The sequence below is a fragment of the Geodermatophilus obscurus DSM 43160 genome, assembly GCF_000025345.1.
Lineage (GTDB): Bacteria > Actinomycetota > Actinomycetes > Mycobacteriales > Geodermatophilaceae > Geodermatophilus > Geodermatophilus obscurus.
This window is the reverse complement of record NC_013757.1, coordinates 2011256-2037054: the sequence shown is the minus strand read 5'-3', so window position 1 is coordinate 2037054 and position 25799 is coordinate 2011256. Positions and strand designations below refer to the sequence as shown.

Below are 25799 nucleotides of genomic sequence, written 5' to 3'. Positions count from 1 at the left end.
TGGCCGGGGTTCACGACACGGGGCCGGGAGCCGACCGTGCTCATGGGAACCCCACCGGTTGAAGACCTGGCGCGTGCGGCGACCGCCGACGACCACCGCCCCCGTACTGCCACTGGGAGCTGTGACCCGGTGAGCCTGCAGGGTCCCGCCGCGGCCCGTCCCGGCCCCGGCTAGAGGCTCGCCGCGCCCCGTCCAGGACACCGCCCCGAGCTTGCGGAGGGCGGGGCGGACGGGGTCCTCCCTCAGGCGTGCGCGGCGTCGAGTTGGCGGAGCTCCTTCTTCAGCTCGGTGAGCTCGTCGCGCAGCCGGGCGGCCACCTCGAACTGCAGCTCGCGGGCGGCGGCCAGCATCTGGTCGTTCATCTGCGTGATGAGGTCGGCCAGCTCGGCGCGCGGCAGCCCCTGGACGTCGATCCCGCCCGCCTTGGCGGCCTTCTTCGACGACAGGCCGGGCACCGGCGCCTTGCCGCGGGACTGCTGCCGCCCCGAGCCGCCGACGAGCTCGATGCTCTCGGCGTCCTCCGCGGCGCGGTAGATGCCGTCGAGGATGTCGACGATCTTCTTGCGCAGCGGCTGCGGGTCGATGCCGCGCTCGCGGTTGTAGGCGATCTGCTTCTCCCGCCGCCGGTTGGTCTCCTCGATCGCCTGCGCCATCGACGGGGTGATCGTGTCGGCGTACATGTGGACCTGGCCGGAGACGTTGCGCGCCGCCCGGCCGATCGTCTGGATCAACGACTTGCCCGAGCGGAGGAACCCCTCCTTGTCGGCGTCGAGGATGGCCACCAGCGAGACCTCGGGCAGGTCGAGACCCTCGCGCAGCAGGTTGATGCCGACCAGCACGTCGTACTCGCCCTGCCGCAGCTCCCGCAGCAGCTCCACCCGGCGCAGGGTGTCGACCTCGGAGTGCAGGTAGCGGACCTTGATGCCGAGCTCGAGCAGGTAGTCGGTGAGGTCCTCGGCCATCTTCTTGGTCAGCGTGGTGACCAGGACGCGCTCGTCCTTCTCGACCCGCACCCGGATCTCGTGCACCAGGTCGTCGATCTGCCCCTTGGTCGGCTTGACCAGGACCTCCGGGTCGACCAGTCCGGTGGGCCGGATGACCTGCTCGACGACCTCCCCGCCGGTGCGGCCGAGCTCGTAGTCGCCCGGGGTGGCGGAGAGGTAGACGGTCTGGCCGATCCGGTCGGTGAACTCCTCCCACTTCAGCGGGCGGTTGTCCATCGCCGAGGGCAGCCGGAAGCCGTGCTCGACCAGGGTCCGCTTGCGGCTCATGTCGCCCTCGTACATGCCGCCGATCTGCGGCACCGTCACGTGCGACTCGTCGATGACGAGCAGGAAGTCGTCGGGGAAGTAGTCGATGAGGCAGGCACCGGCGGTGCCGGGGGCGCGGCCGTCGATGTGCCGCGAGTAGTTCTCGATGCCCGAGCAGAAGCCGACCTGGCGCATCATCTCGATGTCGTAGGTGGTGCGCATGCGCAGCCGCTGGGCCTCCAGCAGCTTGCCCTGCCGCTCCAGTTCGGCCAGCCGGACCTCGAGCTCGGCCTCGATCGTGCTGATCGCCCGCTCCATGCGCTCGGGGCCGGCGACGTAGTGGGTGGCCGGGAAGACGAAGAGCTCGTCGACCTCGCGCACGACCTCGCCGGTGAGCGGGTGCAGGTAGTACAGCCGCTCGACCTCGTCGCCGAACATCTCGATCCGGCAGGCCAGCTCCTCGTACACCGGGAAGACCTCGATCGTGTCGCCGCGCACCCGGAAGGTGCCGCGGGTGAACGACAGGTCGTTGCGGGTGTACTGCTCGGTGACCAGCGTGCGCAGCAGCTCGTCGCGGTCGCGCTCCTCCCCCACCTTGATCTTCAGGGCCCGGTCGACGTACTCCTCCGGCGTCCCCAGGCCGTAGATGCAGGAGACGGTGGAGACGACGACGACGTCGCGCCGGGTGAGCAGGCTGTTGGTGGCGGAGTGCCGCAGGCGCTCGACCTCCTCGTTGACCGAGGAGTCCTTCTCGATGTAGGTGTCGGTCTGCGGGACGTAGGCCTCGGGCTGGTAGTAGTCGTAGTACGAGACGAAGTACTCGACCGCCGCGTCGGGCAGCAGCTCGCGGAACTCGTTGGCCAGCTGCGCGGCCAGCGTCTTGTTCGGCGCCATCACCAGGGTGGGCCGCTGCACCTGCTCGATGAGCCAGGCCGTGGTGGCCGACTTGCCGGTGCCGGTGGCGCCCAGCAGCACGGTGTCCTTCTCGCCGGAGTTCACCTTCTCGGCGAGCGCCTCGATCGCGGCCGGCTGATCGCCCGAGGGCTGGAACTCGCTGACGACGCGGAAGCGCCCCTGGGTGGGCCGGATGTCGGTGGTCGCGCGCACGGGATCGACGGTACGACCAGCCAGTGACAGGACGACGTCCGTGAGCCCTGAGCGAACGGGCGGGACGGGCGGGGCGACGGCACTGGCGTCCGGTGCTTGCACGTGCTGGGGTCGCCGCCTAGCGTCCCCGGTCGCAGGAGCGGTCACCGCCGAGGACCAGTGCCACCCGGGGTCCTGCGCCCCGGACGAGGTCGGACCCGGTGTCGCTGCCCCGGCCGGACCTGCGCACGACGCCCCCCACGGAGACCTCCGCGGGGGGCGTCGTCGTCCCCGGGACGGCCGCGTGAGCGAGGTCTCCGCGACTGTCACCCTCCAGAGGGTTGGAGGGCCACGAGTGCGGGCAACGGCAACCGCGGAGCACCACGTGCGCCGACCTCCCCACGCACGCCCCGCGGCGGGGAGGCCACCGGCCCCCGGCGTCCCGGGGGCGCCAGCACAGGAGGACCTCGTCCATGACCCAGGTGTGGCCTGGAACCGCCTACCCCCTCGGCGCGACCTACGACGGCACCGGCACCAACTTCGCCATCTTCAGCGAGGTGGCCGAGAAGGTCGAGCTGTGCCTGTTCGACGACGACGGGACCGAGACCCGCATCCGGCTCCCCGAGATGGACGGCTACGTCTGGCACGCCTTCCTCCCCGGGATCCAGCCCGGCCAGCGCTACGGCTACCGGGTGCACGGCCCCTACGACCCGTCGCAGGGCCTGCGCTGCAACCCCAACAAGCTGCTGCTGGACCCGTACGCGAAGGCGATCGACGGCCAGATCGACTGGGACCCGTCGGTCTTCGGCTACGACTTCGACAGCGGTGAGCGCAACGACGAGGACTCGGCCGCGCACATGCCGAAGTCCGTCGTCGTCAACCCGTACTTCGACTGGGGCGTCGACCGCCCGCCGAAGACGCCGTACCACAAGACCGTCATCTACGAGGCCCACGTCAAGGGCCTGACGATGACCCACCCCGACGTACCGGAGGAGCTGCGCGGCACCTACGCCGGCATCGCCCACCCGGCGGTCATCAGCTACCTGCGGGACCTCGGGGTCACCGCCGTCGAGCTCATGCCCGTGCACCAGTTCGTGCAGGACGACACCCTCCAGCAGAAGGGCCTGCGGAACTACTGGGGCTACAACACCATCGGGTTCTTCGCGCCGCACAACGAGTACGCGAGCAACACCGACAACGGCATGCACGTGCAGGAGTTCAAGGGGATGGTCCGCACCCTGCACGAGGCGGGCATGGAGGTCATCCTCGACGTGGTCTACAACCACACCGCCGAGGGCAACCACCTGGGCCCCACGCTGTCGTTCAAGGGCATCGACAACCGGGCCTACTACCGCCTGGTCGAGGACGACCCGCAGTACTACATGGACTACACGGGCACCGGGAACTCGCTCAACGCCCGCACCCCGCAGGCGCTGCAGCTGATCATGGACTCGCTGCGGTACTGGATCACCGAGATGCACGTCGACGGCTTCCGCTTCGACCTGGCCTCCACGCTGGCCCGCGAGCTGCACGCCGTCGACCGGCTGTCGGCCTTCTTCGACCTGGTGCACCAGGACCCGGTGGTCAGCCAGGTGAAGCTCATCGCCGAGCCGTGGGACGTCGGCGAGGGCGGCTACCAGGTCGGCAACTTCCCGGCCCTGTGGACCGAGTGGAACGGCAAGTACCGGGACACCGTGCGTGACTTCTGGCGCGGCGAGCCCTCGACGATCGGCGAGTTCGCCAGCCGCCTCACGGGTTCGGCCGACCTGTACCAGCACTCCGGCCGACGTCCGGTGGCGAGCATCAACTTCGTCACCGCGCACGACGGGTTCACGCTCAACGACCTGGTCTCCTACAACGAGAAGCACAACGAGGCCAACGGCGAGGGCAACAACGACGGCGAGAGCCACAACCGCAGCTGGAACTGCGGGGTGGAGGGCCCGACCGTCGACAAGAAGGTCCTCACCCTGCGCGCCCGGCAGCGGCGCAACTTCCTGGCCACGCTGATGCTCAGCCAGGGGGTGCCGATGCTGCTGCACGGCGACGAGCTGGGCCGCACGCAGCAGGGCAACAACAACGGCTACTGCCAGGACTCGCCGCTGACCTGGATCCACTGGGACGAGGTGGACGAGGGGCTGCTGGAGTTCACCAAGCTGGTGACCCGGCTGCGGCACGAGCACCCGACGTTCCGCCGCCGCCGGTTCTTCCACGGCCGCCCGGTGCGCCGGGGCCAGGACGACCCGGTGCAGGACGTCGCCTGGCTGACCCCGGCCGGTGACCTGATGACCGAGGACGACTGGGACGCCGGCTTCGCCAAGTCGCTGGCCATGTACCTCAACGGCCACGGCATCCGATCCACCGACGAGCGCGGCGAGGACGTCGTCGACGACCACTTCTACCTGGCGTTCAACGCCTCGCACGAGCCGATGGACTTCTGCCTGCCGTCGGAGGAGTACGCCGGGGCGTGGACCGTCGTCCTCGACACCGCCGAGATGGACGCGGTGGAGCCGCGGGAGCTCAAGCCCGGCGAGACGCTGACGCTCCAGGACCGTTCGATGGTCGTGCTCAGCGCGCCGCGTCGTTCGTGAGCGGGCCGGTCGTGAGCGAGCCGTTGAGCGAGAACCGACGTCGCGACGTCCCCACCGGGACCTACCGGCTGCAGGTCACCGCCGACTTCACCCTGGACGACGCCGCGTCCCTGGCCGGCTACCTCGCCGACCTCGGGGTCAGCCACGCCTACGCCTCGCCGCTGCTGCGGTCGGCGTCGGGCAGCACGCACGGCTACGACACCGTCGACCACGCGCACATCGACGAGTCGCGCGGCGGCCGGGCCGGCTTCGACCGGCTCGTCGCGGCGCTGCACGAGCGCGGGCTCGGCCTGGTGCTCGACCTGGTGCCCAACCACATGGGCGTCGCCGACCCGGCCGAGGCGCCCTGGTGGTGGGACGTGCTGCAGCACGGCCGGGACAGCGCCCACGCCGGCGCCTTCGACATCGACTGGGACTTCGGTGGCGGCCGGGTGCGCATCCCGGTGCTGGGGTCTGCGGACGACGTCCAGAAGCTCGAGGTGGTCGACGGGGAGCTGCGCTACTACGACAACCGCTTCCCCATCGCACCGGGCACCGGTGACGGCACCCCGCCGGAGGTGCACGACCGGCAGCACTACGAGCTGGTCGACTGGCGGCGCGCCGACCGCGACCTCAACTACCGCCGGTTCTTCGCGATCAACACCCTCGCCGGGCTGCGCGCGGAGGACCCGGAGGTCTTCCGCGCCACGCACGACCTGGTGCTGCGGCTGGTCGAGTCCGGCGCGGTCGACGGGCTGCGGGTCGACCACCCCGACGGCCTGGCCGACCCCAAGGGCTACCTGGACCGGCTGGCCGAGGCCTCCGGCGGCCGGTGGACGGTGGTCGAGAAGATCCTCGAGCCCGGGGAGGACCTGCCCGAGTCGTGGCGGACCGCCGGGACGACGGGTTACGACGCCCTCGCCGAGGTCGACGACGTGCTGGTCGACCCGGACGGCGAGGCGGTGCTCAGCGCGCTGGACACCGAGCTCTCGGGCGCCCCGGTCGACTACGCGCAGCTGGTGCACGACTGCAAGCGCGAGGTGACCGACGGGATCCTCGGCTCGGAGGTGGCCCGGCTGGTGCGGGTCATCGGCGAGCTGCCCGGCGTTGCTCGTGAGCAGCAGACCGAGGCGCTGGCCGAGCTGCTGGCCAGCTTCCCGGTCTACCGCTCCTACCTGCCCGACGGCCGGGAGCACCTCGACGCCACCGTGACCGCCGTGCGCGAGCGCCGTCCCGACCTCACCGCGGCGCTGGACGCGCTGCACCCGGTGCTCTCCCAGGCCGGGACCGAGGCGGCGACCCGCTTCGAGCAGACCAGCGGCCCGGTCATGGCCAAGGGCGTCGAGGACAGCGCCTACTACCGGTGGGCGCGGTTCGTCATGCTCAACGAGGTCGGCGGCGACCCGGCGCGCTTCGGCGGCACCGTCGAGGAGTTCCACGAGGCCCAGCAGCGCCGCGTGGAGCGCAAGCCCGAGTCGATGACCGCGCTGTCGACCCACGACACCAAGCGCAGCGAGGACACCCGCGCCCGGCTGGCCGTGCTGGCCGAGCTGGGGGCCGAGTGGGCCGACCTGGTCCGCGGGCTGCTGACCCGGCACCCGCTGCCCGACCGACCGCTGGCGCACCTGGTGTGGCAGAACCTGGTCGGCGCCTGGCCGCTGTCCCGCGAGCGGGCGCACGGCTACGCGGAGAAGGCGGCCCGCGAGGCGGGGACGTCGACGACGTGGACCGACGTCGACGAGGAGTTCGAGACGGCGCTGCACGAGATGGTCGACGCGGCCTACGACGACGAGCGGACCAGCGCCGGGATCGAGCGGTTCGTCGCCCGCATCGCGCCGTTCGGCCGGTCCAACTCGCTGGCGCAGAAGCTGCTGCAGCTGACGATGCCCGGCGTCCCGGACGTGTACCAGGGCACCGAGCTGTGGGACCTCTCGCTGGTCGACCCGGACAACCGCCGTCCGGTCGACTACGAGCAGCGCCGCCGGCTGCTGGCGCAGCTGGACGCCGGCGAGGTCCCCCCGGTCGACGAGACCGGCGCGGCCAAGCTGCTCGTCGTTTCCCGCGTGCTGCGGGCGCGGCGGGAGCACCCGGAGTGGTTCGCCCGGTACGAGCCGGTGCAGGCGACCGGCGTCGCGGCCGACCACGTGGTCGCCTTCGACCGTGGTGGCGTGGTGGCCGTGGCGACCCGGCTGCCGGTCGGCCTGTCGATCGCCGGCTGGGACGACACCGCGCTGCGGCTGCCGACCGGGGCCTGGCGCGACCTGCTCACCGGCGGCCGGTTCGTCTCCGACGCCGAGGGGCTGCCGGTGGCCGGGCTGCTCGAGCGGCTCCCGGTCGCGCTGCTCGTCCGCGACTGAGAGAGGACCACCCTTCCCCCACGCCTCCCAGGCTCGGCGCGGGCCCCTGAGGGGCGGCCGTTCCGGCACCTCACCGGGCTCGCAGCGAGCCTCTGGACGGGGCCGGGGCCGAAGTGGGACGCAGGTCACGTCCCCGCGGGCGCACGCGCGCCCGCGGGGACGTGACCAGGCGATCTGTCCGGTCCCGGCTCCGACGGCCGGCCGCGTCACCCCCGTTGCCCCTGGGGCACGAGGTGAACTGCCGTGACCTGACCGTTACCTTGTCCCGGCACCCCCCATCAGGGACCGGGTGCCGGAGCCGATCCGCCGAACCCCGTCCGTCGGCCGCCGTACCTACTGCACAGCCAGGACGGGGGTGGGGGACCCATCTCTCGGTGCCCGGCCGGTCCGGCCGGGCACCTCGGGGTGAAGCCGTGTGCGCACGGCCGGGGCACCGATCGCTCCGAACCCGACAGCTCACCTCGCAGGCGGCGGATCGGGAGTCCCCCATGCGTTCGTCCTCGTCTACCCGCACGTCTGCACGAGCCCTGCGCCGCGGCGCCGTGGTGCTCGGCGGCGCCGCCGCCGCCGTCTCCCTCGGCGTCCTCGCCGCCCCGGCCTCGGCCGCGGCCCCCAACAACTGGGACGCCGTCGCGCAGTGCGAGTCCAGCGGCAACTGGGCCATCAACACCGGCAACGGTTACTACGGCGGCCTGCAGTTCAGCCAGAGCACCTGGGCGGCCTTCGGCGGCACGGAGTTCGCGTCGCGCGCCGACCTGGCCACCAAGGCCCAGCAGATCGCCGTCGCCGAGCGCACGCTCGACGTGCAGGGCCCGGGCGCCTGGCCGACCTGCGGCAAGGGGCTGACCCCCTCGGCCCCCGAGGCCGGCGCGGCCCCGGTGGTCGCGGCCGTGGCGCCCGCGCCGGCCGCCGCCGCCGGCACCTACACGGTGCAGGCCGGTGACACGCTCGGCCGCATCGCCTCGGAGCAGGGCGTCGCGGGCGGCTGGCAGGCACTGTTCGCCGCCAACGACCAGCTGAGCAGCCCGCACCAGATCGCGGTCGGTCAGGTGCTGCAGCTCCCGTGAGGCGCGCCGGCGGCCGGGGGACGCGCTCCCCCGGCCGCCGGGTGCCCGGTGACGGACCGGAACGGCCCCGCTGCAGGGTCCCGCCGCCAGCCTGGCGACGGGCTGGAACGGCCCCGCTGCAGGGTCCCGCCGCCAGCCTGGCGACGGGCTGGAACGGCCCCGCTGCAGGATCCCGCCACGAGCCTGCGAGCGGTGGGGGGCAGCGGGGTCCTTCAGAAGCGGATGGCGTCGATCACCTTCGCCCGGACGGCGATGACCGCGGGCAGCAGCCCGGCCAGTGCGCCGACCGCCGTGGCCGCCACCAGGCCCTCCACCGCGGCGGCCACCGGGAAGGCCGGGGTCTCGGCCAGCGGGACCCCGCTGTTGAGCAGCGACTCCAGCGGCAGGTTGCGCACCAGGACGACCGACAGTGCGACCGCGGTGAGCCCGGCGAGGAACGTGGCGCAGACGCTCTCCAGCATGATCGCGGAGAACACCCGCGACGAGGTCGCGCCGAAGCTGCGCCGGACGCCGATCTCCCGGATCCGCTGGCGGACCGTGACCAGCCCGATGTTGAGCACGCCGAGCCCGCCGAGGACGAGCACGACGACGCCGGCGCCGCGGATGGCCAGCCGCAGCATGCCGAGGGTCTCCTCCAGGCCCTGCGAGTCCTGCCGGTACGCGTCGACCTGGACCCCGCCGAGCGCCAGCCCGAGGTCGTTCGTGACGACCGCCATGACCTCGTCGGCCTGCTCCGGCGGCACCCACAGCTCCAGCGTGGCCGGCCCGAACGCCATCGCCGACGGGGTCGCGGGAGCCGGCTCGTCCCAGGGGCCGGCCGAGCGGTCCACCCGGTAGGCGAGCAGCTCGTCGCCGTAGCCCTCGCGGACGACGCCGACGATCGCGGCCCGCACCGGGCTGTCCCCGCCGATCACGACGGTGGGCCGGCCCGACAGGTCCGGGACGCCGAGCGCGCCGAGGAACGCCTCGTTGACGACGACGGCCGGCGCCAGGCTGTCCCGGTCGCCCTCGCGCAGCCACCGGCCCTCGACCGGCTCGATGCGGTGCAGCTGCCCGTAGGACGGCGAGACGCGCTTGGTCTGCACCGCCTGGGTACCGCCGGGCAGCCGGAAGCGGGCCTCCTCGTACCCGATGCTGGCCGTGGCGGTGATCCCGTACCGCTCGGTGAGGTCGGCGACGGCGGCGTCCCACTCCCGCGGGTCCGGCGGCATCCCGGTCTGCGGGTCGTAGACGGTGACGCCGATGGTGGCCGGCCGGCCGCCCATGCGCTCCCCCTGCTCCTGCTGCACCTGGGCGACGAGCAGGCCGAGCGCGGTCACCGTGGTCATGGCGAAGACGGCGAGGAACACGCCGACGAGGGAGAGCACCACGCGCGCCCGGTGCACCCGCACCTCGCTCCACGCCTCGGCGAGGGTGGCCAGCACGGGGATCACGGGACCGCTCCCTCGAGGGGTGCGGCAGCGGGCGAGGGCAGGGTCGGCGCCGGGTCGGGCAGCGGCGTGAGCCGGCCGGCGTCCAGCCGGTAGCGGCGGTCGGCCAGCCCGGCGACGTTCAGGTCGTGGGTGATGGTGACCAGCGCGGCGCCCCCCTCCGCGGCGGCCTCGGCCAGCAGCGCCATGACCTGCGCACCGGTCTCGACGTCGAGCGCGCCGGTGGGCTCGTCGGCCAGGACGACCCGCGGCGAGCGCACCAGCGCCCGCGCGATCGCGACCCGCTGCTGCTCACCGCCGGAGAGCCGCTCGGGGACGGTGTCGGCGCGGGCGCCCAGGCCGACCCGGTCGAGCAGCTCGCGCGCCGTCCGCCGGCGGCGCAGGTAGTCCCGGCCGCGGGCGTAGAGCAGCGGCGCGGCCACGTTCTCCTCCGCGGTGCGCCGGGGCAGCAGGTTGAACTGCTGGAAGACGAAGCCGAACACCTCGCCGCGGAGCCGCGCGCGACGGCGGGCCCCCAGCGCGTCGGTCGGCTCCCCGTCGAGCAGGTACTCCCCGCCGGTCGGGGTGTCGAGCAGGCCGAGGAGGTTGAGCAGCGTCGACTTGCCCGACCCCGACCGGCCGACGACCGCCACGTGCTCGCCGGGCGCCACCTCCAGGTCGACCCCGGTGAGGATCGGTAGCACGCCACCGTCGGGCAGCGCGACCTCGCGGCTGACACCGCGCAGTGTCAGCAGCGTCATCCGAACGGCCCAGCCATCTCCGGGCCCTGCGGTGTGTCGTCGGGCACCGGCACGAACAGCAGCACCGAGTCGCTCTCGGCCAGGCCCTCGCGGACCTCGACCTGGTCGCCGTCGGTGAGCCCGAGGACCACCGCGCGCTCCTCCTGGGCGCCGTCGGCCCCGACCACCCAGACGTTGCCCTGCTGCACCGACCCCTGCACCGCCGTCACCGGGACGACCAGCACGTCCTCCGCGACCCCGGCGTCCACGACCACCGTGGCGGCCATGCCGGCGAACACCGTCGTCCCGGCGGGGACCCGGCAGCGGGCGGCGGTGCCGCCCTGCGCCGTCCCGGTGGCGGCCGGGTCCACCCCGGCGAAGGTCTGGTCGCCGCTGCCGCTCCCCGCGGCGGCCGGCGCGCCGAGCGTGAGGTCGGTGCAGGTGAACGGCGCCGACCCGCCCTGCACCTCGACCTGCGCGGTGGATGGCGGGGCCAGTAACCGGAACTGGTCGTCCTGGCTCAGCGTCGCGGTGACCGACAGCAAGCCCGGGGAGATGCCGGCGACCCGGTCCCCGACCGCGACGACCTGGTCGACCAGCACGTCGACGGCGGTGACGGTGCCGGCCGTGGAGGCGGGGACGGTCGCCGTCCGCACGAGCGGCGCGCGGGGCGTGCTGGTGGGGTTGCCCTCGGCGTCGGTACCGGGGACCGGCTCGCGCTCCTCCTCCCAGCGGACCTCGACGACGGCGTCGCCCTCCTCGACGACGTCGCCGTCCCCGACCAGCACCCGGCGGACCGTGCCCGCCTTGGTGGCCTTGACCGGGACCGTGGCGTCGGCGACGACCGTGCCCTGGGCGGTGACGGTGTTGGCGACCGTGCCGCGCGCGACCGGAACCACCGGGGAGGTGAGGTCGACCGGTGGCGCCCCGGCGGACACCGGCGCCGCCTCACCGCTGCCGCCGCGGAAGGCGAGCACCACGAGGGCGACCGCGATGACGATCCACACCAGCAGACGGAGTGCCGGGAAGACGACGGTGCGAACCGTGTGCATGGCGCTCCTCGGAGGCGGGGTGGTGCTCCCCTGCACCGGTGGGAGCGCACGGTAACGACACCGGGACGCTCTGGAAGCCCGATGGCGCGCGGCACGCCGCGAACGGTGGTTGGAGACCGTCCGCCCGGGCACAACCCCCCGGACCGCCGCACGACGACCCCGTTCTCCCCTGGAGGCCCCTGCATGTCCGCTGCCGTCGAGTTCGCCGTCTGGGCGCCGGTCCCGGAACGGGTCCGGGTGCAGGTCGACGGGTCGGTGCACGAGATGCGCCGGGAGGAGGGCGGCTGGTGGCGCGCCGAGGTCGAGGCCGGTCCCGAGGCCGACTACGGCTTCCTGCTCGGCGACGACGACACGCCCCGTCCCGACCCGCGCTCGCGCCGCCAGCCCGAGGGCGTGCACGGGCTGTCCCGCCGCCACGATCCCGCCTCGTACCAGTGGGGCGACCGGGCCTGGACCGGCCGGCCGCTGGCCGGGGGCGTGGTCTACGAGATGCACGTCGGCACCTTCACGCCCGAGGGCACGCTGGACGCCGCGGTCGCCCGGCTGGACCACCTCGTCGACCTCGGCGTGGACTTCGTCGAGCTGCTGCCGGTCAACGGCTTCGACGGCACGCACAACTGGGGGTACGACGGCGTCCTCTGGTACACGGTGCAGGAGAGCTACGGCGGTCCCGCGGCCTACCAGCGCTTCGTCGACGCCTGCCACCAGCGCGGCCTGGGCGTTCTGCAGGACGTCGTCTACAACCACCTCGGTCCGTCCGGGAACTATCTGCCGCTGTTCATGCCGATCTTCAGCGAGGGCGGCGCCAACACCTGGGGCAGCTCGGTGAACCTCTCCGGGCCGGACTCCGACGAGGTGCGCCGCTACATCATCGACAACGCGCTGATGTGGCTGCACGACATGCACGTCGACGGGCTGCGGCTGGACGCCGTCCACGCGCTGGTCGACGAGCGGGCCATCCACGTGCTCGAGGAGATGGCCCAGGAGGTCGACCGGCTGTCGGTCGCCGAGGGCCGGCCGCTGACCCTCATCGCCGAGAGCGACCTCAACGACCCGCGCATGGTCACCCCCCGGGTGGCAGGCGGCCTGGGCATCTCCGCCCAGTGGAGCGACGACTTCCACCACGCGCTGCACTCGGTGCTCACCGGTGAGGGCCAGGGCTACTACGGCGACTTCGCCGCGGCGGGCCTCGCCGGGCTGGCCAGGACGCTGACCGGCGCGTACTTCCACGACGGCGCCTGGTCGAGCTTCCGCCGCCGGCACCACGGCCGGCCGGTCGACACCGCGCTGCTGCCGGGCTGGAAGTTCCTCGGCTACCTGCAGGACCACGACCAGATCGGCAACCGCGCGGTCGGCGACCGCATCTCGGCGTCCCTCTCCCCCGGCCTGCTCGCCGTCGGCGCGACCCTGGTGCTCACCAGCCCGTTCACCCCGATGCTGTTCATGGGCGAGGAGTGGGGTGCCGCGACGCCGTGGCAGTTCTTCACCAGCCACACCGACCCGGAGATCGGCCGGGCGACGGCGGAGGGGCGCAAGGGCGAGTTCGCCGAGCACGGGTGGGACGCCGACGAGGTGCCCGACCCGCAGGACCCGGAGACCTTCACCCGCTCGAAGCTGGACTGGAGCGAGCCCGAGCGCGAGCCGCACCGGACGCTGCTCGCCGCCACCCGGGCGCTGCTGCGACTCCGGCACCAGCACCCCGACCTGGTCGACCCGGACCTGTCGCGGGTGCACGTCTCCTGGGACGACGCCGACCGCTGGCTGGTCGTGCACCGCGGCTCCCTGCGGGTGGTGGCGAACCTCGCCGACGTCCCCCGCGAGATCGATCTGGACGGCCCGGTGGCGGAGGTGCTGTTCGCCACCGGAGAGCTGCCGCACCTCGACGGGCGGACGGTGACCGTGCCGGCCGAGAGCGCGGCCGTGCTGACCACCGCCTGACGTGCGGCGGCTGCTGCCCGCCCCCTCCCCCGACCTCGACGACGACGCGCTCGTCGAGGCCTACCGGTCGCCGACCGGCCGGTCGCTGCGGGTGGACTTCGTCGCCTCCCTCGACGGCGCCGTCACGGTCGAGGGGAGGAGCGCCGGCTTGGGCTCGCCGGGCGACAAGCGGGTGTTCCGGGTGCTGCGCACCCTCGCCGACGCCGTGCTGGTCGGGCACGGGACCGCGGCGGCTGAGGGCTACCGGCCGGTGGCCGCCGACTCGGCGGTGGGGCGGCTGCGGGCGGCGCTGGGCAGGCCGGTGTCCGCACCGGTCGTCGTCGTCTCGCGGCGGGCCTCGCTCGCCCCGGGGGACCGGCTGGCGGTCGCGCCGACGGTCCTGGTGACGTGCGCGGCGGCCGACCCGGACCGGCGGGCGGCACTGGGCGACGAAGGGGTCACGGTGCTGGTGTGCGGGGACGACGACGTCGACCTGCCGACGGCGCTGGACGCGCTCGCCGAGCGGGGGCTGGAGCAGCTGGTCTGCGAGGGCGGGCCGGCCCTGCTGACGGCGGCGCTGGCGGCCGGGGTGGTCGACGAGCTGGACCTGACGATCGCGCCGGCGCTGGTCGGCGGTCCGGACCGGCTGCTGGCCGGCCCGTTGCCGGACGTCGTCCGCCCCCGGCTGCTGCAGGTGCTCGAGGAGGACGGCGTGCTGTTCACCCGGTACGCGGTCGACCGGTAGCGCGCCGGGCGACCGCCGCGGCCCAGGCGACGTAGGCCAGGTTGACGACGACCCGGGCCGCGATCCCGATCGGCCGGTCGAACGCCCGCTGCGCCGTGCGCCGGTGCCGCAGCGGTTCCAGGTGTGCCGGCAGGTAGGCGGTGATCAGCGCGGCGGTCGCCCGCGCGCCGGTCCGCCGCGTCGCCGGCACCGCGACGAGGACTCCGACCGCGATGTCGGCTGCCCCGCTGACCGCGACCACCGCCGAGCGCGCCGGCAGCCACGATGGCACCAGCTCGCGGAAGTAGCCGGGCGAGGTGAAGTGGGAGACCCCGCTGACCACCATGAGCGCGGTCAGCGCCCACGCTGCCGCGTCGTCCGTCGTCGGGCGGGCCACGGGGTCAGCCGACCAGACGGACGACGTCGCCGTACGCCGTGAGCCGGTCGTCCGCGGTCAGCAGCACGGCCCCTTCGGCGACGGCCTGGGCGACGAGGAGCCGGTCGAACGGGTCGCGGTGGACGTCGGGCAGGTGCTCGACCGCGGCGGCGTGGTCAGCGGTGACCGGGAGGTGGTCGAGGACGAGTTCACTGGTCACCCGTCGCGTCCAGACGCGGACGTCGGACCCGACGGAGAGCTTGCCGAGGTGCTGCTTGATCGCCAGCTCCCAGATGCTCACCGCCGACACGAGACGCACATCGGCGTCCGCGAGCACATCGGCGCCCGATCCGAGCCGTTCGGGGGTGGTGGCGGCCCAGACGAGCGCGTGGGTGTCGAGGAGGACCCTCACTCCTCACCCTCGAACGCCCGCTGCAGGTCCTCGGGCAGGTCGTCGTCGAAGTCGTCGGCGATCCACACGTTGCCACGGTCGAACCCGAAGTTCGGCGTTCGCCGGGTGGGACCCACCAGCCGGGCGACCACCTTCCCGCGATTGGTGATCTCGACCTCCTCACCCGCCGCAACCCTCTCCAGCAGCCGCGACAGGTGCGTCTTGGCCTCGTGCACCCCGACTGACGTAGTCATGTGACTTAGTCTACTAGTGGCGGTTCGTGCCGCCGGTCCGCTGCGCCCCGACCTGGTGACGTCCGTGGTCGGCGCGCTCCGGTGGTCGTCGCCTGCTGCTTGACTGACCGGCATGGACCTGCCCCTGCTGCCGCCGGTGAAGCCGATGCTGGCCAAGGCCGTGACCAAGGTGCCCACCGCCGAGGGCATGTTCTACGAGCCGAAGTGGGACGGCTTCCGGTGCATCGTCTTCCGGGACGGCGACGAGGTGGAGCTGGGCAGCCGCAACGAGCGCCCGCTGACCCGCTACTTCCCCGAGGTGGTCGAGGCGGTCAAGGCGGCGCTGCCCGAGCGCTGTGTGGTCGACGGCGAGATCGTCGTCCCCAACGGCGACCGGCTGCACTTCGAGGCGCTGCTGCAGCGCATCCACCCGGCCGAGTCCCGCATCCGGCTGCTCGCGGAGCAGACGCCGGCCTCCTTCGTCGCCTTCGACCTGCTCGCGATCGGGGACGAGTCGCTGATGGAGACCCCGTTCGCGCAGCGGCGGGCCCGGCTGCAGGAGGTCGTGACCGGCACGGACTCGGTGCACGTCACCGCGATCACCCAGGACCCCGACACCGCACAGCGCTGGTTCCAGGAGTTCGAGGGCGCCGGTCTGGACGGCGTCGTGGCCAAGCCCGCCGACCTGCCGTACGGCCCCGACCAGCGGTTGATGACCAAGGTCAAGCACGTGCGCACGGCGGACTGCGTGGTGGCCGGGTTCCGCTGGCACAAGAGCGGGCCGATCGTCGGGTCGCTGCTGCTGGGCCTCTACGACGACTCCGGCGACCTGCAGCACATCGGCGTCGCGGCGTCGTTCCCGATGGCCCGGCGGGCCGAGCTGGTCGAGGAGCTGGCGCCCTACCGGGCCGAGGCGCTGGACGGGCACCCGTGGCAGGACTGGGCGAACGCGCAGGTCGTCAACGGCAGCAACGGCGACGAGCACCGGATGCCCGGCGCGCAGAGCCGCTGGAACGCCGGCAAGGACCTCTCCTGGGTGCCGATGCGCCCCGAGCTCGTGGTGGAGGTCAAGTACGACCAGCTGGAGGGACGGCGGCTGCGGCACACCGGCCAGTTCCTGCGCTGGCGCCCCGACCGGGAGGCGCGCAGCTGCACCTACGACCAGCTGGAGGTGCCGGTGCGCTACGACCTGGCGGAGGTCTTCGACGGCTGAGGCAGGACCCGCCCTCACTGACCTCGCCAGCTCGAGGCGGGGCTATGGCGGGGACCGCCGTCACCGGGGCGGGGCCCGTGCCTGCACCCGCCGGGTCCAGCTCATACCCTCGGGACCCATGCGCGTGTCCCGCGGCCTGGTCGCCGCTGCCACCGGACTGCTCGTGGCGGTCTCCGGCTGCACCTCCTCCGACGACGGCGCGGCGGAGTCGACGGCCCCGGCGTCCTCGGCGCCCGCCGAGCCGGAGGCGGCGGAGATCGCCTGGACCGACTGCGACCCGGACCTCTCGCAGCTGGTGACCGGCCTTCCGGGCAGCGAGCGGGACCTCGCCTTCGAGTGCGGCCGCACCGAGGTGCCGATCAGCTACGACGAGCCGCAGGGCGCCACGCTGCCGCTCTTCCTCGTCCGGGCGCGGCTGGCCGGTCAGACCGACCGCATCGGGTCGCTGGTCATCAACCCCGGCGGACCCGGTGGCTCCGGCGCCGATGCCGCGCTCGGTCAGGCGCTGACGCTGCCCGAGGACGTGCTCCGCCGCTTCGACGTCGTCGGCTTCGACCCGCGCGGGGTGGGGCTGTCGACGCCGGTCGAGTGCATCCCGCCCGACGTCAAGGACCGGGTGGTCGCCGCCGAGCCGCGACCGACCACGCCGGAGCAGGTCGACGAGGCGTTCGCGCTGCAGCAGGAGCTCGCCGACGGCTGCGCCGAGGAGTACGGCGAAGCGCTGGGCACCTTCAACACCGTCGACACCGCGCGGGACATGGACCTGCTGCGCCAGTCCCTGGGCGACGAGCGGCTGACCTACCTCGGCTACTCCTACGGCACCACCCTCGGCTCCACCTACGCCGAGCTGTTCCCCGACCGGGTGCGGGCGCTGGTGCTCGACGCCGCCGTCGACCCCGACGACGACCCGCGCGCCGAGGCCGAGCAGCAGGCCACCTCGCTCGAGGCGAGCTTCGACGCGTACGCCGCCAACTGCGTCGGCCTGGTCGCCGGCTGCCCGCTCGGCCCGGACCCGCGCCGCGCCACGGAGGAGCTGCTGGACCAGGCGGCGGCGGCGCCGATCCCCAGCGCGCGGCCAGGGGAGACCCGCCAGGCGACGCCCGGCATCGTCATGACCGCCGTCCTGTACTCCCTCTACGACGCCGGCCGCTGGCCGCAGCTGACGCAGGCCCTGTCCGCCGCCCGGAACGGCGACGCGGCGGGGGTGTTCTCGCTGGCGGACGCCTACTGGAGCCGGATGGCGGACGGCACCTACACCAACACCATGGACGCCAACCTGGCGATCAACTGCGCGGACACCGACCCGGCGACCGAGGTGCCCGAGGATGAGGTCCGCACCCTCACCACCGAGTGGGGGCAGCGCTTCCCGCTGTTCGGCGCGGGCGCGGCCGTGGGGCTGCGCAGCTGCGCGGTGTGGGAGGCCGAGCGCACCCCGATCCCCGAGCGGGACGCCGAGGGCGCGGCGCCGATCCTGGTCGTCGGCACCGCCGGCGACCCGGTGACCCCCCTGCCCGGCGCGGTCGACATGGCCGAGGACCTCGCCTCCGGCGTCCTGCTGACCTGGCAGGGGCAGGGCCACACGGCCTACCCCCGCACCGGCTGCGTCACCGGTGCGGTGAACGCCTATCTCATCGACCTGGCGGTGCCGCAGGACGGGCAGACCTGCCCCGCCTGAGTGGTGCGGCACGCCGGGTCGGCACACGACCCGGCCTGCTCGCCTAGGGTGCGCCGGGTGATCACCACTGCGGGGTCGGGTCGCTGATGGCGTCGTCGAAGGACGCCGTCCTGCTGCAGGTCGACGGGCACGAGGTGCGCGTGTCCAGCCCGGAGAAGCCGTACTTCGCCGAGCGCGGCATCCGCAAGATCGACGTCGTCGAGTACTTCGTCGCGGTCGGCGACGGGATCCTGCACGCGCTGCGGGACCGGCCGACGACGCTGGAGCGCTGGCCGGGCGGGGTGTTCGAGGGCGCGCGGCTGTCCACCCGCACGGACAACACCGGCGACGCCTTCTACCAGAAGCGGGTGCCCAAGAACGCCCCCGACTGGGTGCCGACCGCGCACATCACCTTCCCCAGCGGGCGGACGGCGGACGAGATCGCGCCGGACTCGGTGGCCGTCGTCGCCTGGTGCGCGAACCTCGGCACGCTGACGTTCCACCCGTGGCCGGTGTCGAAGTCCGACGTCGAGCAGCCCGACCAGATCCGCATCGACCTCGACCCGCAGCCGGGCACCGACTTCTCCGACGCCGTCTGGGTCGCCCCGCACGTGCGCGAACTGCTGCACGAGCTGGGCATGGAGGGCTGGCCGAAGACCTCGGGCGGGCGCGGCGTGCACGTGTACGTGCCGATCCAGCCGCGGTGGACCTTCCCCGAGGTGCGCCGGGCGGTCATCGCCTTCGGCCGCGAGCTGGAACGGCGCATCCCCGAGCGCGTGACGATGTCGTGGTGGAAGGAGGAGCGCGGCCAGAAAATCTTCATCGACTACAACCAGATGGCCCGGGACCGCACGATCGCCTCGGCGTACTCCATCCGGCCCAAGCCGCACGCGCCGGTGTCCGCGCCGGTCGACTGGGACGAGCTGCTCGACGTCCACCCGACCGATTTCGACGTGCTGACGATGCCGGCCCGCTTCCGCGAGGTCGGTGACAAGCACGCCGGGCTGTCCGACCACGCGTTCGGCATCGAGCCGCTGCTGGAGCTGGCCGAGCGTCAGGCGGAGGACCAGGGTCTCGGTGACCTGCCCTATCCCCCCGACTACCCGAAGATGCCGGGAGAGCCCATGCGGGTCCAACCGAGCAGGGCCAAGCGTCCTACCCGCGCGGACGGATGATCCGGCGCTCGACGCCAGGGAAGCACAGCGCTCACTCGACGGACAACCCACGTCCGGCAGGGGGATCTGGCGTAGTCCTCCGGTCGCCCCTCCGGGCGGCTGGGGCCGCTCCCGAAGCACCCGGACGATCGGGCGCTACAGCCAGAGCGTCCAAGAGCTGCCCGCCGGCTGACCGACCGCGGCCGGCAGCCGGTGCTCGACGAACCGACCCGGCGCGCGGTCGCCGCGCGGCCGGCCGAGACCGCCGAGCCCTCCACCCTCGGCACGCGGCTGCGCGGGATGCGCCGGGTCTGTCGATGGCCGGTCACTGAAGGGGAACTGGAGGTCGCCCCGACTGACGGCATCGAGATACCCGCGCCACCGGAGAAGCCGGTGCCGATCCTCACCGACGACGAGATCACCGCGCTGCTCAAGGCCTGCGCGGTCCCCCGCGGCCGAGCCGCCGTGTTCCACCGCACCGTCGTCCTCGGCCGCCGGAGCACGCCGTGCAGGTCGTTCCGCAGCGCGGCCCGGGCCTCCCAGCGGTCGGTGCGGTCCAGAGCCGAGACCTCGGACTCCGAGAGGACCCTCCAGGAGTAGGTCCTCGGGCTCTGTCCCGTCCTGACGCGCCGGCGCAGGGTGCGGCGCATGTCGTCGTGGGCGTCTCTCCCGCCGTCGCGGCTGATGAGTGACGAGATCGTGAGCGCTCGCCGAGGCGCTGATCCCGGTGCCGCGCCCTGCCTGACCCCCTCCGACGACGGCGGGTTCGTCATCGACGAGGCCGAGGTCTTCTACTGGGGGCGCTGCCCGTCCTGCGCTGCCGGCCAGCCTCCCGCCTCACCCGACCGCCCCACAGCACAGGGAGGGACACCGTGAAGAACGAGGACGACAGGGTCCAGACCGAGAGCACCAGCGAGAGCGAGAACCCGGCGATCCCCTCGCCGACCCCGGTCACGGACCGGCGGCCACGCACCAACAGGGACTGGTGGCCTAACCAGGTGGACCTGTCGGTGCTGAACAAGCCGTCGAAGGACTCCGACCCGCTCGGCGAGGACTTCGACTACGAGGCCGAGTTCGCAGAGCTCGACGTCGAGGAGCTCAAGCGCGACCTCGTCTAGGTGATGCGCACCTCGCAGGACTGGTGGCCCGCCGACTGGGGCCACTACGGCCCGTTGTTCATCCGCATGTCGTGGCACGCGGCCGGCACCTATCGCATCGCCGACGGGCGGGGCGGCGGTGGGCAAGGCGGTCAGCGCTTCGCCCCGCTCAACAGCTGGCCGGACAACGCCAACCTCGACAAGGCCCGCCGCCTGCTGCTGCCGATCAAGCAGAAGTACGGCCGCAAGATCTCCTGGGCCGACCTGCTCGTGCTCGCCGGCAACGTCGCGCACGACGACATGGGCCTGGCGACCTTCGGCTTCGCCTTCGGCCGCGAGGACACCTGGCAGCCCGAGGAGGTCTTCTGGGGCCCGGAGGACACCTGGCTCGGCGACGAGCGCTACAGCAGCGAGGCCCCGCTCGAGCTCGAGGGTGCGCTGTCCAACGTCACCATGGGACTGATCTACGTCAACCCCGAGGGCCCGAAGGGTCAGCCCGACCCGCTCGCCTCCGCCCACGACATCAAGGTGACCTTCCGCCGGATGGGCATGACCGACGAGGAGACCGTCGCCCTGATCGGCGGCGGCCACACCTTCGGGAAGACGCATGGGGCGGGCAACCCCGACCTCGTCGGCCCGGAGCCCGAGGGCTGTCCGGTGCACGGCAACGGCCTGGGCTGGATCAGCCAGTACGGCACCGGCAGGGGCGCCGACACGATCACCAGCGGTCTCGAGGGCGCCTGGACCCCGACGCCGACGACGTGGGACAACTCCTACTGGGAGACCCTCTTCGGCTTCGAGTGGGAGCTGACCGAGAGCCCGGCCGGCGCCAAGCAGTGGAGGCCGAAGGACCCCGAGGCGCAGGAGCTCGTCCCCGACGCACACATCGAGGGCAGGAAGAACCCGCCGATGATGGCGACGACCGACCTCGCCCTCATCGCCGACTCCGAGTTCCGTGTCTTCGCGGAGCGGTTCCGCGACGACCCGGAGTACTTCGCCGACCAGTACGCCCGCGCCTGGTTCAAGCTGCTGCACCGCGACATGGGCCCGAAGAGCCGCTACCTCGGCCCGGACGTCCCGAGCGAAGACTTGATCTGGCAGGACCCGGTCCCCCCCGTGGACCACGAGCTCGTCGGCGAGGCGGAGATCGCCGACCTCAAGCAGCGCCTGCTCTCCTCCAGCCTGGGCGTGTCGCAGCTGGTGCACACGGCGTGGTCGGCCGCGGCGTCGTACCGCGGGACCGACAAGCGCGGCGGCGCCAACGGCGCCCGGCTGCGCCTCCAGCCGCAGCTCAGCTGGGCGGTCAACGAAGGCGTCCAGGCCGTGCTGCCGGTGCTCGAGCGCGTGAAGGCCGAGTTCGAGCAGCAGACCGGGAAGAAGGTCTCGCTCGCCGACCTGATCGTGCTCGGCGGCACCGCGGCGGTGGAGAAGGCCGCCGCGGACGCCGGGGTCGCGGTCACGGTGCCCTTCGACCCGGGCCGCACGGACGCGTCACAGGAGCAGACCGACGTCGAGAACTTCGGCTGGCTGGAGCCGCAGGCCGACGGGTTCCGGAACTGGATCGCCCCGGGCAGCAAGCTCGCGCCTGAGACGCTGCTGATCGACCGCGCCTACATGCTCGAGCTCACCGCGAAGGAGATGACCGTCCTGCTCGGCGGCCTGCGCATGCTCGGCGCCAACACCGGCGGCGCGCAGCACGGCGTCTTCACCGACCGCCCGGGCGTGCTGTCGCAGGACTTCTTCCGCAACCTGCTCGACCTGGGCATCTCGTGGCGCACCTCGGTCGACACCGAGGGCGTCTACGAGGGGCTGGACATCGACGGCAACGTCGTGCGCACCGCCACCGCCGCCGACCTGGTGTTCGGTTCCAGCTCGATCCTCCGCGGCATCGTCGAGGTCTACTCGGCAGACGACGCGAAGGAGAAGTTCGTGCAGGACTTCGCCGCAGCGTGGGTCAAGGTCATGGAGCTCGACCGCTTCGACCTGCGGTAGACACCACCTGTCCGGACGCCCCGGCTCGCATCCCGCGGGCCGGGCCGTCCGCGCGTCCAGCGGGTACATGCACCGGCACCCGGGCCGGCACGGGCCGTGACGGAGCCCCGGCCGAGCTGCTTGACCGCAGCTGGCCAGCTGACCATGATTGTGGTCATGACGACGCAGTCGCTGGCGGCGGTCAAGGCGCACTTCAGCCAGGTGATCGACGAGGTCGCCGGCACGCACGAGCGCGTCACCGTTACCAAGAACGGCAGCCCGGTCGCGGTCATCCTCGCCGTCGAGGACTACGAGTCCCTGATGGAGACCTTGGAGATCCTGTCCGATCCTCGAGCGCGGTCGGACATCAGACAGGCCGAGGAATTGATGGCCGCCGGCGAGGTCTACGGCGAGGCCGAGGTGCGGGCCGCACTCGCGGCCCGCCGGCGGTGACCGGCCCTCGTCGCCACACCGTCGTCCTCTCGGCGGCGGCCAAGCGGGCCATCGAGCGAGACCTCCCGGAGCCGGTGGCTGTCGCGGTCGTCGACTTCCTCTACGGGCCGCTGGCTGCGGATCCGTACCGCGTCGGGAAGCCGCTGCGCTTCGACCTCGAGGGCTACTGGTCCGCGCGACGAGGCCAGTACCGCGTCATCTACTCGATCCACGACAACGAGGTCCTCGTCAGGGTCGTGCGCATCTCGCACCGCGCCGACGTCTACGGCTGACCGCAACCTCCGCGCCGTCGCCGGGCCGGCCCCCGTCCTGGGGAGGCCGGCCCGTCCGGTCACACGGTGAACTTCACGCCCTGCGCGAGAGGCAGCTCACCGGAGTAGTTGATCGTGTTCGTGGCCCGCCGCATGTAGCTGCGCCAGGCGTCGGAGCCGGACTCCCGGCCGCCGCCGGTCTCCTTCTCCCCGCCGAAGGCCCCGCCGATCTCCGCGCCGGAGGTGCCGATGTTGACGTTGGCGATGCCGCAGTCCGAGCCGTCGGCGGCGAGGAAGCGCTCGGCCTCGGCCTGGTCGCTGGTGAAGATGCTCGAGGACAGGCCCTGGGGGACGTCGTTGTTGAGCGCGATCGCCTCCTCCAGCGTGCGGTAGGGCAGCACGTAGAGGATCGGCGCGAACGTCTCCTGCCGCACGACGTCGGTCTGCTCGGGCATCCGCACGATCGCCGGCTCGGCGTAGTAGGCGTCGGGCGCCTCGTCCTCGAACCGGCGGCCCCCGCCCACGACCAGCTCGCCGCCCTGCTGGCCGGCGGCCTCCAGGGCGTTCTGCATGGCCTTGTAGGCCGCCCCGTGGACGAGCGGCCCGACGAGGGTGCCCTCGGCGACCGGCGAGCCGATGGGCAGCCGGCGGTAGGCGGCGGCGACCCGCTCGGTGAGCTCGTCGATGACGTCGACGTGGGCGATGACCCGCCGCATGGTGGTGCAGCGCTGGCCGGCGGTCCCGGCCGCGGAGAACACGATGCCGCGGGTGGTGAGGTCCAGGTCCGCCGACGGCGTCACGATCGCGGCGTTGTTGCCGCCGAGCTCCAGCAGCGAGCGGCCGAAGCGGTCGGCCACCCGCGGCCCCACCGCGCGGCCCATCCGGGTCGAGCCGGTGGCGCTCAGCAGCGCGACGCCGGGGTGGTCGACCAGGGCCTCGCCGACGTCCGGCCCGCCGATCAGGACCTGGCTCAGGCCCTCCGGCGCGCCCTCCTCGGCGATGGCCCGGTCCAGCAGCGCGGCGCTCGCCGCGGCGGTCAGCGGAGCGAGCTCCGAGGGCTTCCACACCACCGGGTCACCGCAGACCAGGGCGATCGCGGTGTTCCACGACCAGACCGCCGCGGGGAAGTTGAAGGCGCTGATGACCCCGACGACGCCCAGCGGGTGCCAGGTCTCCATCAGCCGGTGGCCGGGTCGCTCGGAGCTGATCGTCCGCCCGTAGAGCTGGCGGGAGAGGCCGACGGCGAACTCGCAGATGTCGATCATCTCCTGGACCTCGCCCTCGGCCTCGGAGGTGATCTTGCCGACCTCGAGGCTGACGAGGGTGCCGAGGTCGGCCTTGTGCTCCCGCAGCAGCTCCCCGAAGCGGCGCACCAGCCCGCCGCGGACCGGCGCGGGGACGGTCCGCCACGAGCGGAAGGCCTCGACCGCGCGGGCGACCGCACCATCGACGTCTGCCCCGGTGGACCAGCGGACGGAGGACAGCGGCTGCCCGTTCACGGGGGAGGTCACGAAGTGGTCGCCGGCGAGGGCGTCGAGGTCGACACCGCAGCGGCGGGCGGCGTCCTGGGCCTGCTGACGGAGGTCGTCGGCGGTGGGCAGGGTGGTGGTCACGGGGATCTCCTCGGGCTGCTGTCTAGACGATGTTGAGTTCAGGGCGGGCGTCCGCGCCCGCGAAGCGTGCGGCACTCAGGCCGGTGACGTCGACGAAGGGCTCCTCGCCGAGGTGGAGGTCGCGCACCACCTCGCCCACGGCCGGTCCCATCAGGAAACCGTGCCCCGAGAAGCCGGTGGCGTACAGGAAGCCCTCGACCGTGTCCGCCCGGCCGATGAGGGCGTTGTGGTCCGGCGTCATCTCGTACAGCCCGGCCCATCCCCCGGCGATGCCGACGCCGGCCAGCGCGGGTGCGCGTCGCTCGATCGCCTCGCCGAGGCGCGGCAGCCACGCGTCCGAGCGGGTGAGCCGGAAGCCGGGGGTCTCGTCGGGGTCTGACATGCCCAGCAGCAGGCCCTCCCCCTCGGCGTGGAAGTAGAAGCTGGTCTCGAAGTCGATGGTGAACGGCGTGCGCGGGTCCAGGCCGGGCACCGGCTCGGTGACCAGGATCTGCCGGCGCAGCGGCGTGACCGGCAGGTCGACCCCGGCCCACGCCGCCACCTCGGCCGACCAGGGGCCGGCGGCGCAGACCACGGCGTCGGTCCGGATCGTGCCGGCCCCGGTCCGCACGCCGACCACCCGGCCGTCGCGGACGTCGATCGCGGTCGCCGCGCAGTGCGGCAGCAGCGTGGCCCCCGCCCGGCGCGCGGCGGACGCGTAGCCGAGCACGACCGACTCGGGGGTGCAGTGCCCGTCGGTCGGCGAGTACGCGGCGCCGAGCAGCCCGCCGGGATCGGTCAGCGGCGACAGCCGCTCGGCCTCCGCCACGCTGATCATCCGGCTCGGCACGCCGAGCTCGTTCTGCAGGGCGACGTTGGCCTCGAAGGCCGCGACCGCCTCGGGGGTGCTGAGCAGGAACAGGTAACCGACCTGGCGGAAGTCGATCTCCTGGCCGAACAGGGAGGCGAAATCACGGAACGTCTCCAGGCTGCGCGCGCCGAGTGTGATGTTGACGGGGTCGGAGAACTGCGCCCGCACGCCGCCGGCGGCCCGGCTGGTCGACCCGGACCCGAGCGCACCCCGGTCCAGCAGGACGACGTCCCGGACCCCCGCCCGCGCCAGGGAGTGGGCCGAGCTCAGCCCCACCACTCCCCCACCGATGACGACGACGGAGGCCGAGGACGGGAGCCGGCGTCCAGGAGCGGTCATCGCGGGTCCTCCGGGGTGGGCGGGGCGTGCCGCCA

At 73.2% G+C, this 25799-nt stretch carries 22 protein-coding genes and 1 riboswitch; of the genes, 13 read left to right on the top strand and 9 right to left on the bottom strand.

All coding sequences use genetic code 11. The features are described from left to right. Nucleotides 1-242: 242 nt before the first annotated feature. A complete protein-coding gene (gene uvrB, locus GOBS_RS09615) occupies nucleotides 243-2357 on the bottom strand; it encodes an excinuclease ABC subunit UvrB (protein ID WP_012948095.1) in 2115 nt (704 codons plus the stop codon). A 452-nt stretch (nucleotides 2358-2809) separates the two neighbouring features. On the opposite strand from uvrB, the gene glgX reads away from it, so the two are divergent. From glgX to GOBS_RS09600, 3 genes are all read left to right on the top strand, one after another. Further along, a complete protein-coding gene (gene glgX / locus GOBS_RS09610; RefSeq protein ID WP_012948093.1) occupies nucleotides 2810-4924 on the top strand; it encodes a glycogen debranching protein GlgX in 2115 nt (704 codons plus the stop codon). 11 nt (nucleotides 4925-4935) lie between these two features. Next, entirely contained in the window at nucleotides 4936-7260 is a 2325-nt protein-coding gene (gene treY / locus GOBS_RS09605; RefSeq protein WP_012948092.1) for a malto-oligosyltrehalose synthase, read from the top strand. A gap of 315 nt (nucleotides 7261-7575) precedes the next feature. Then, nucleotides 7576-7745, top strand: a riboswitch (cyclic di-AMP (ydaO/yuaA leader). Nucleotides 7746-7748: 3 nt separating this feature from the next. Next, complete coding sequence (locus tag GOBS_RS09600; protein WP_012948091.1) at nucleotides 7749-8327, top strand: LysM peptidoglycan-binding domain-containing protein; 579 nt, start codon at nucleotides 7749-7751, stop codon at nucleotides 8325-8327. Between the two features lie 212 nt (nucleotides 8328-8539). Here the strand turns inward: GOBS_RS09600 and GOBS_RS09595 are convergent, their stop codons facing one another. Genes GOBS_RS09595 through GOBS_RS09585 form a run of 3 tightly spaced genes read right to left on the bottom strand, consistent with a single transcriptional unit; the run spans nucleotide 8540 to nucleotide 11528 of the window. Further along, nucleotides 8540-9760 carry an ABC transporter permease gene (locus GOBS_RS09595; RefSeq protein ID WP_012948090.1) on the bottom strand — a complete coding sequence of 407 codons (1221 nt, stop codon included), beginning with the start codon at nucleotides 9758-9760 and terminating at the stop codon, nucleotides 8540-8542. Continuing rightward, nucleotides 9757-10497, bottom strand: a complete 741-nt coding sequence (locus GOBS_RS09590) for an ABC transporter ATP-binding protein (protein ID WP_012948089.1) — start codon at nucleotides 10495-10497, stop codon at nucleotides 9757-9759. Before GOBS_RS09590 ends, GOBS_RS09595 begins: the two co-directional genes overlap by 4 nt. Further along, entirely contained in the window at nucleotides 10494-11528 is a 1035-nt protein-coding gene (locus tag GOBS_RS09585; RefSeq protein ID WP_012948088.1) for an efflux RND transporter periplasmic adaptor subunit, read from the bottom strand. The genes GOBS_RS09590 and GOBS_RS09585 overlap by 4 nt, the downstream gene beginning before the upstream one ends. A gap of 183 nt (nucleotides 11529-11711) precedes the next feature. Here GOBS_RS09585 and treZ point away from each other — a divergent pair, with 183 nt between their 5' ends. Together treZ and GOBS_RS09575 are read left to right on the top strand one after the other, a co-directional pair. Continuing rightward, entirely contained in the window at nucleotides 11712-13466 is a 1755-nt protein-coding gene (treZ, locus tag GOBS_RS09580; protein WP_012948087.1) for a malto-oligosyltrehalose trehalohydrolase, read from the top strand. Between the two features lies 1 nt (nucleotide 13467). Continuing rightward, nucleotides 13468-14190 (top strand): dihydrofolate reductase family protein, encoded by a 723-nt coding sequence (locus tag GOBS_RS09575; protein WP_012948086.1) that lies wholly within the window; start codon nucleotides 13468-13470, stop codon nucleotides 14188-14190. On the opposite strand, the gene GOBS_RS09570 is transcribed toward GOBS_RS09575, so the two are convergent. From GOBS_RS09570 to GOBS_RS09560, 3 genes are read right to left on the bottom strand one after another with little or no spacing between them, the layout of a single operon-like run. Then, on the bottom strand, nucleotides 14165-14566 hold the full coding sequence (locus GOBS_RS09570) for a DoxX family protein (RefSeq protein ID WP_012948085.1): 402 nt from the start codon (nucleotides 14564-14566) through the stop codon (nucleotides 14165-14167). The two genes, GOBS_RS09575 and GOBS_RS09570, sit on opposite strands and share 26 nt — an antisense overlap. A 4-nt stretch (nucleotides 14567-14570) precedes the next feature. Further along, complete coding sequence (locus GOBS_RS09565; protein ID WP_012948084.1) at nucleotides 14571-14957, bottom strand: type II toxin-antitoxin system VapC family toxin; 387 nt, start codon at nucleotides 14955-14957, stop codon at nucleotides 14571-14573. Further along, nucleotides 14954-15190, bottom strand: coding sequence for a type II toxin-antitoxin system Phd/YefM family antitoxin (locus GOBS_RS09560; RefSeq protein ID WP_012948083.1), 237 nt, complete (start codon nucleotides 15188-15190; stop codon nucleotides 14954-14956). The genes GOBS_RS09565 and GOBS_RS09560 overlap by 4 nt, the downstream gene beginning before the upstream one ends. A gap of 112 nt (nucleotides 15191-15302) precedes the next feature. On the opposite strand from GOBS_RS09560, the gene GOBS_RS09555 reads away from it, so the two are divergent. The 8 genes from GOBS_RS09555 (at nucleotide 15303) to GOBS_RS09525 (ending at nucleotide 22983) form a co-directional block, all read left to right on the top strand. Continuing rightward, nucleotides 15303-16382: an ATP-dependent DNA ligase gene (locus tag GOBS_RS09555; protein WP_012948082.1), complete on the top strand. Its 1080-nt coding sequence runs from the start codon at nucleotides 15303-15305 to the stop codon at nucleotides 16380-16382. Nucleotides 16383-16500: 118 nt separating this feature from the next. Beyond that, nucleotides 16501-18057 (top strand): alpha/beta hydrolase, encoded by a 1557-nt coding sequence (locus GOBS_RS09550; RefSeq protein ID WP_012948081.1) that lies wholly within the window; start codon nucleotides 16501-16503, stop codon nucleotides 18055-18057. Between the two features lie 86 nt (nucleotides 18058-18143). After that, entirely contained in the window at nucleotides 18144-19211 is a 1068-nt protein-coding gene (gene ligD, locus GOBS_RS09545) for a non-homologous end-joining DNA ligase (protein WP_012948080.1), read from the top strand. Nucleotides 19212-19403: 192 nt separating this feature from the next. Then, complete coding sequence (locus GOBS_RS09540; protein ID WP_041241427.1) at nucleotides 19404-19790, top strand: hypothetical protein; 387 nt, start codon at nucleotides 19404-19406, stop codon at nucleotides 19788-19790. A gap of 272 nt (nucleotides 19791-20062) precedes the next feature. Beyond that, on the top strand, nucleotides 20063-20308 hold the full coding sequence (locus GOBS_RS28740) for a hypothetical protein (protein WP_243697688.1): 246 nt from the start codon (nucleotides 20063-20065) through the stop codon (nucleotides 20306-20308). Nucleotides 20309-20311: 3 nt separating this feature from the next. Next, on the top strand, nucleotides 20312-22279 hold the full coding sequence (gene katG, locus GOBS_RS09535; RefSeq protein ID WP_243697687.1) for a catalase/peroxidase HPI: 1968 nt from the start codon (nucleotides 20312-20314) through the stop codon (nucleotides 22277-22279). A 156-nt stretch (nucleotides 22280-22435) separates the two neighbouring features. Continuing rightward, nucleotides 22436-22711, top strand: coding sequence for a type II toxin-antitoxin system Phd/YefM family antitoxin (locus tag GOBS_RS09530; protein ID WP_041242092.1), 276 nt, complete (start codon nucleotides 22436-22438; stop codon nucleotides 22709-22711). After that, a complete protein-coding gene (locus tag GOBS_RS09525; protein ID WP_012948078.1) occupies nucleotides 22708-22983 on the top strand; it encodes a type II toxin-antitoxin system RelE family toxin in 276 nt (91 codons plus the stop codon). The genes GOBS_RS09530 and GOBS_RS09525 overlap by 4 nt, the downstream gene beginning before the upstream one ends. A gap of 59 nt (nucleotides 22984-23042) precedes the next feature. Here the strand turns inward: GOBS_RS09525 and amaB are convergent, their stop codons facing one another. Next, nucleotides 23043-24575, bottom strand: a complete 1533-nt coding sequence (gene amaB, locus GOBS_RS09520; protein ID WP_012948077.1) for an L-piperidine-6-carboxylate dehydrogenase — start codon at nucleotides 24573-24575, stop codon at nucleotides 23043-23045. Between the two features lie 22 nt (nucleotides 24576-24597). Further along, nucleotides 24598-25764, bottom strand: coding sequence for an NAD(P)/FAD-dependent oxidoreductase (locus tag GOBS_RS09515; RefSeq protein WP_012948076.1), 1167 nt, complete (start codon nucleotides 25762-25764; stop codon nucleotides 24598-24600). Nucleotides 25765-25799: the final 35 nt, after the last annotated feature.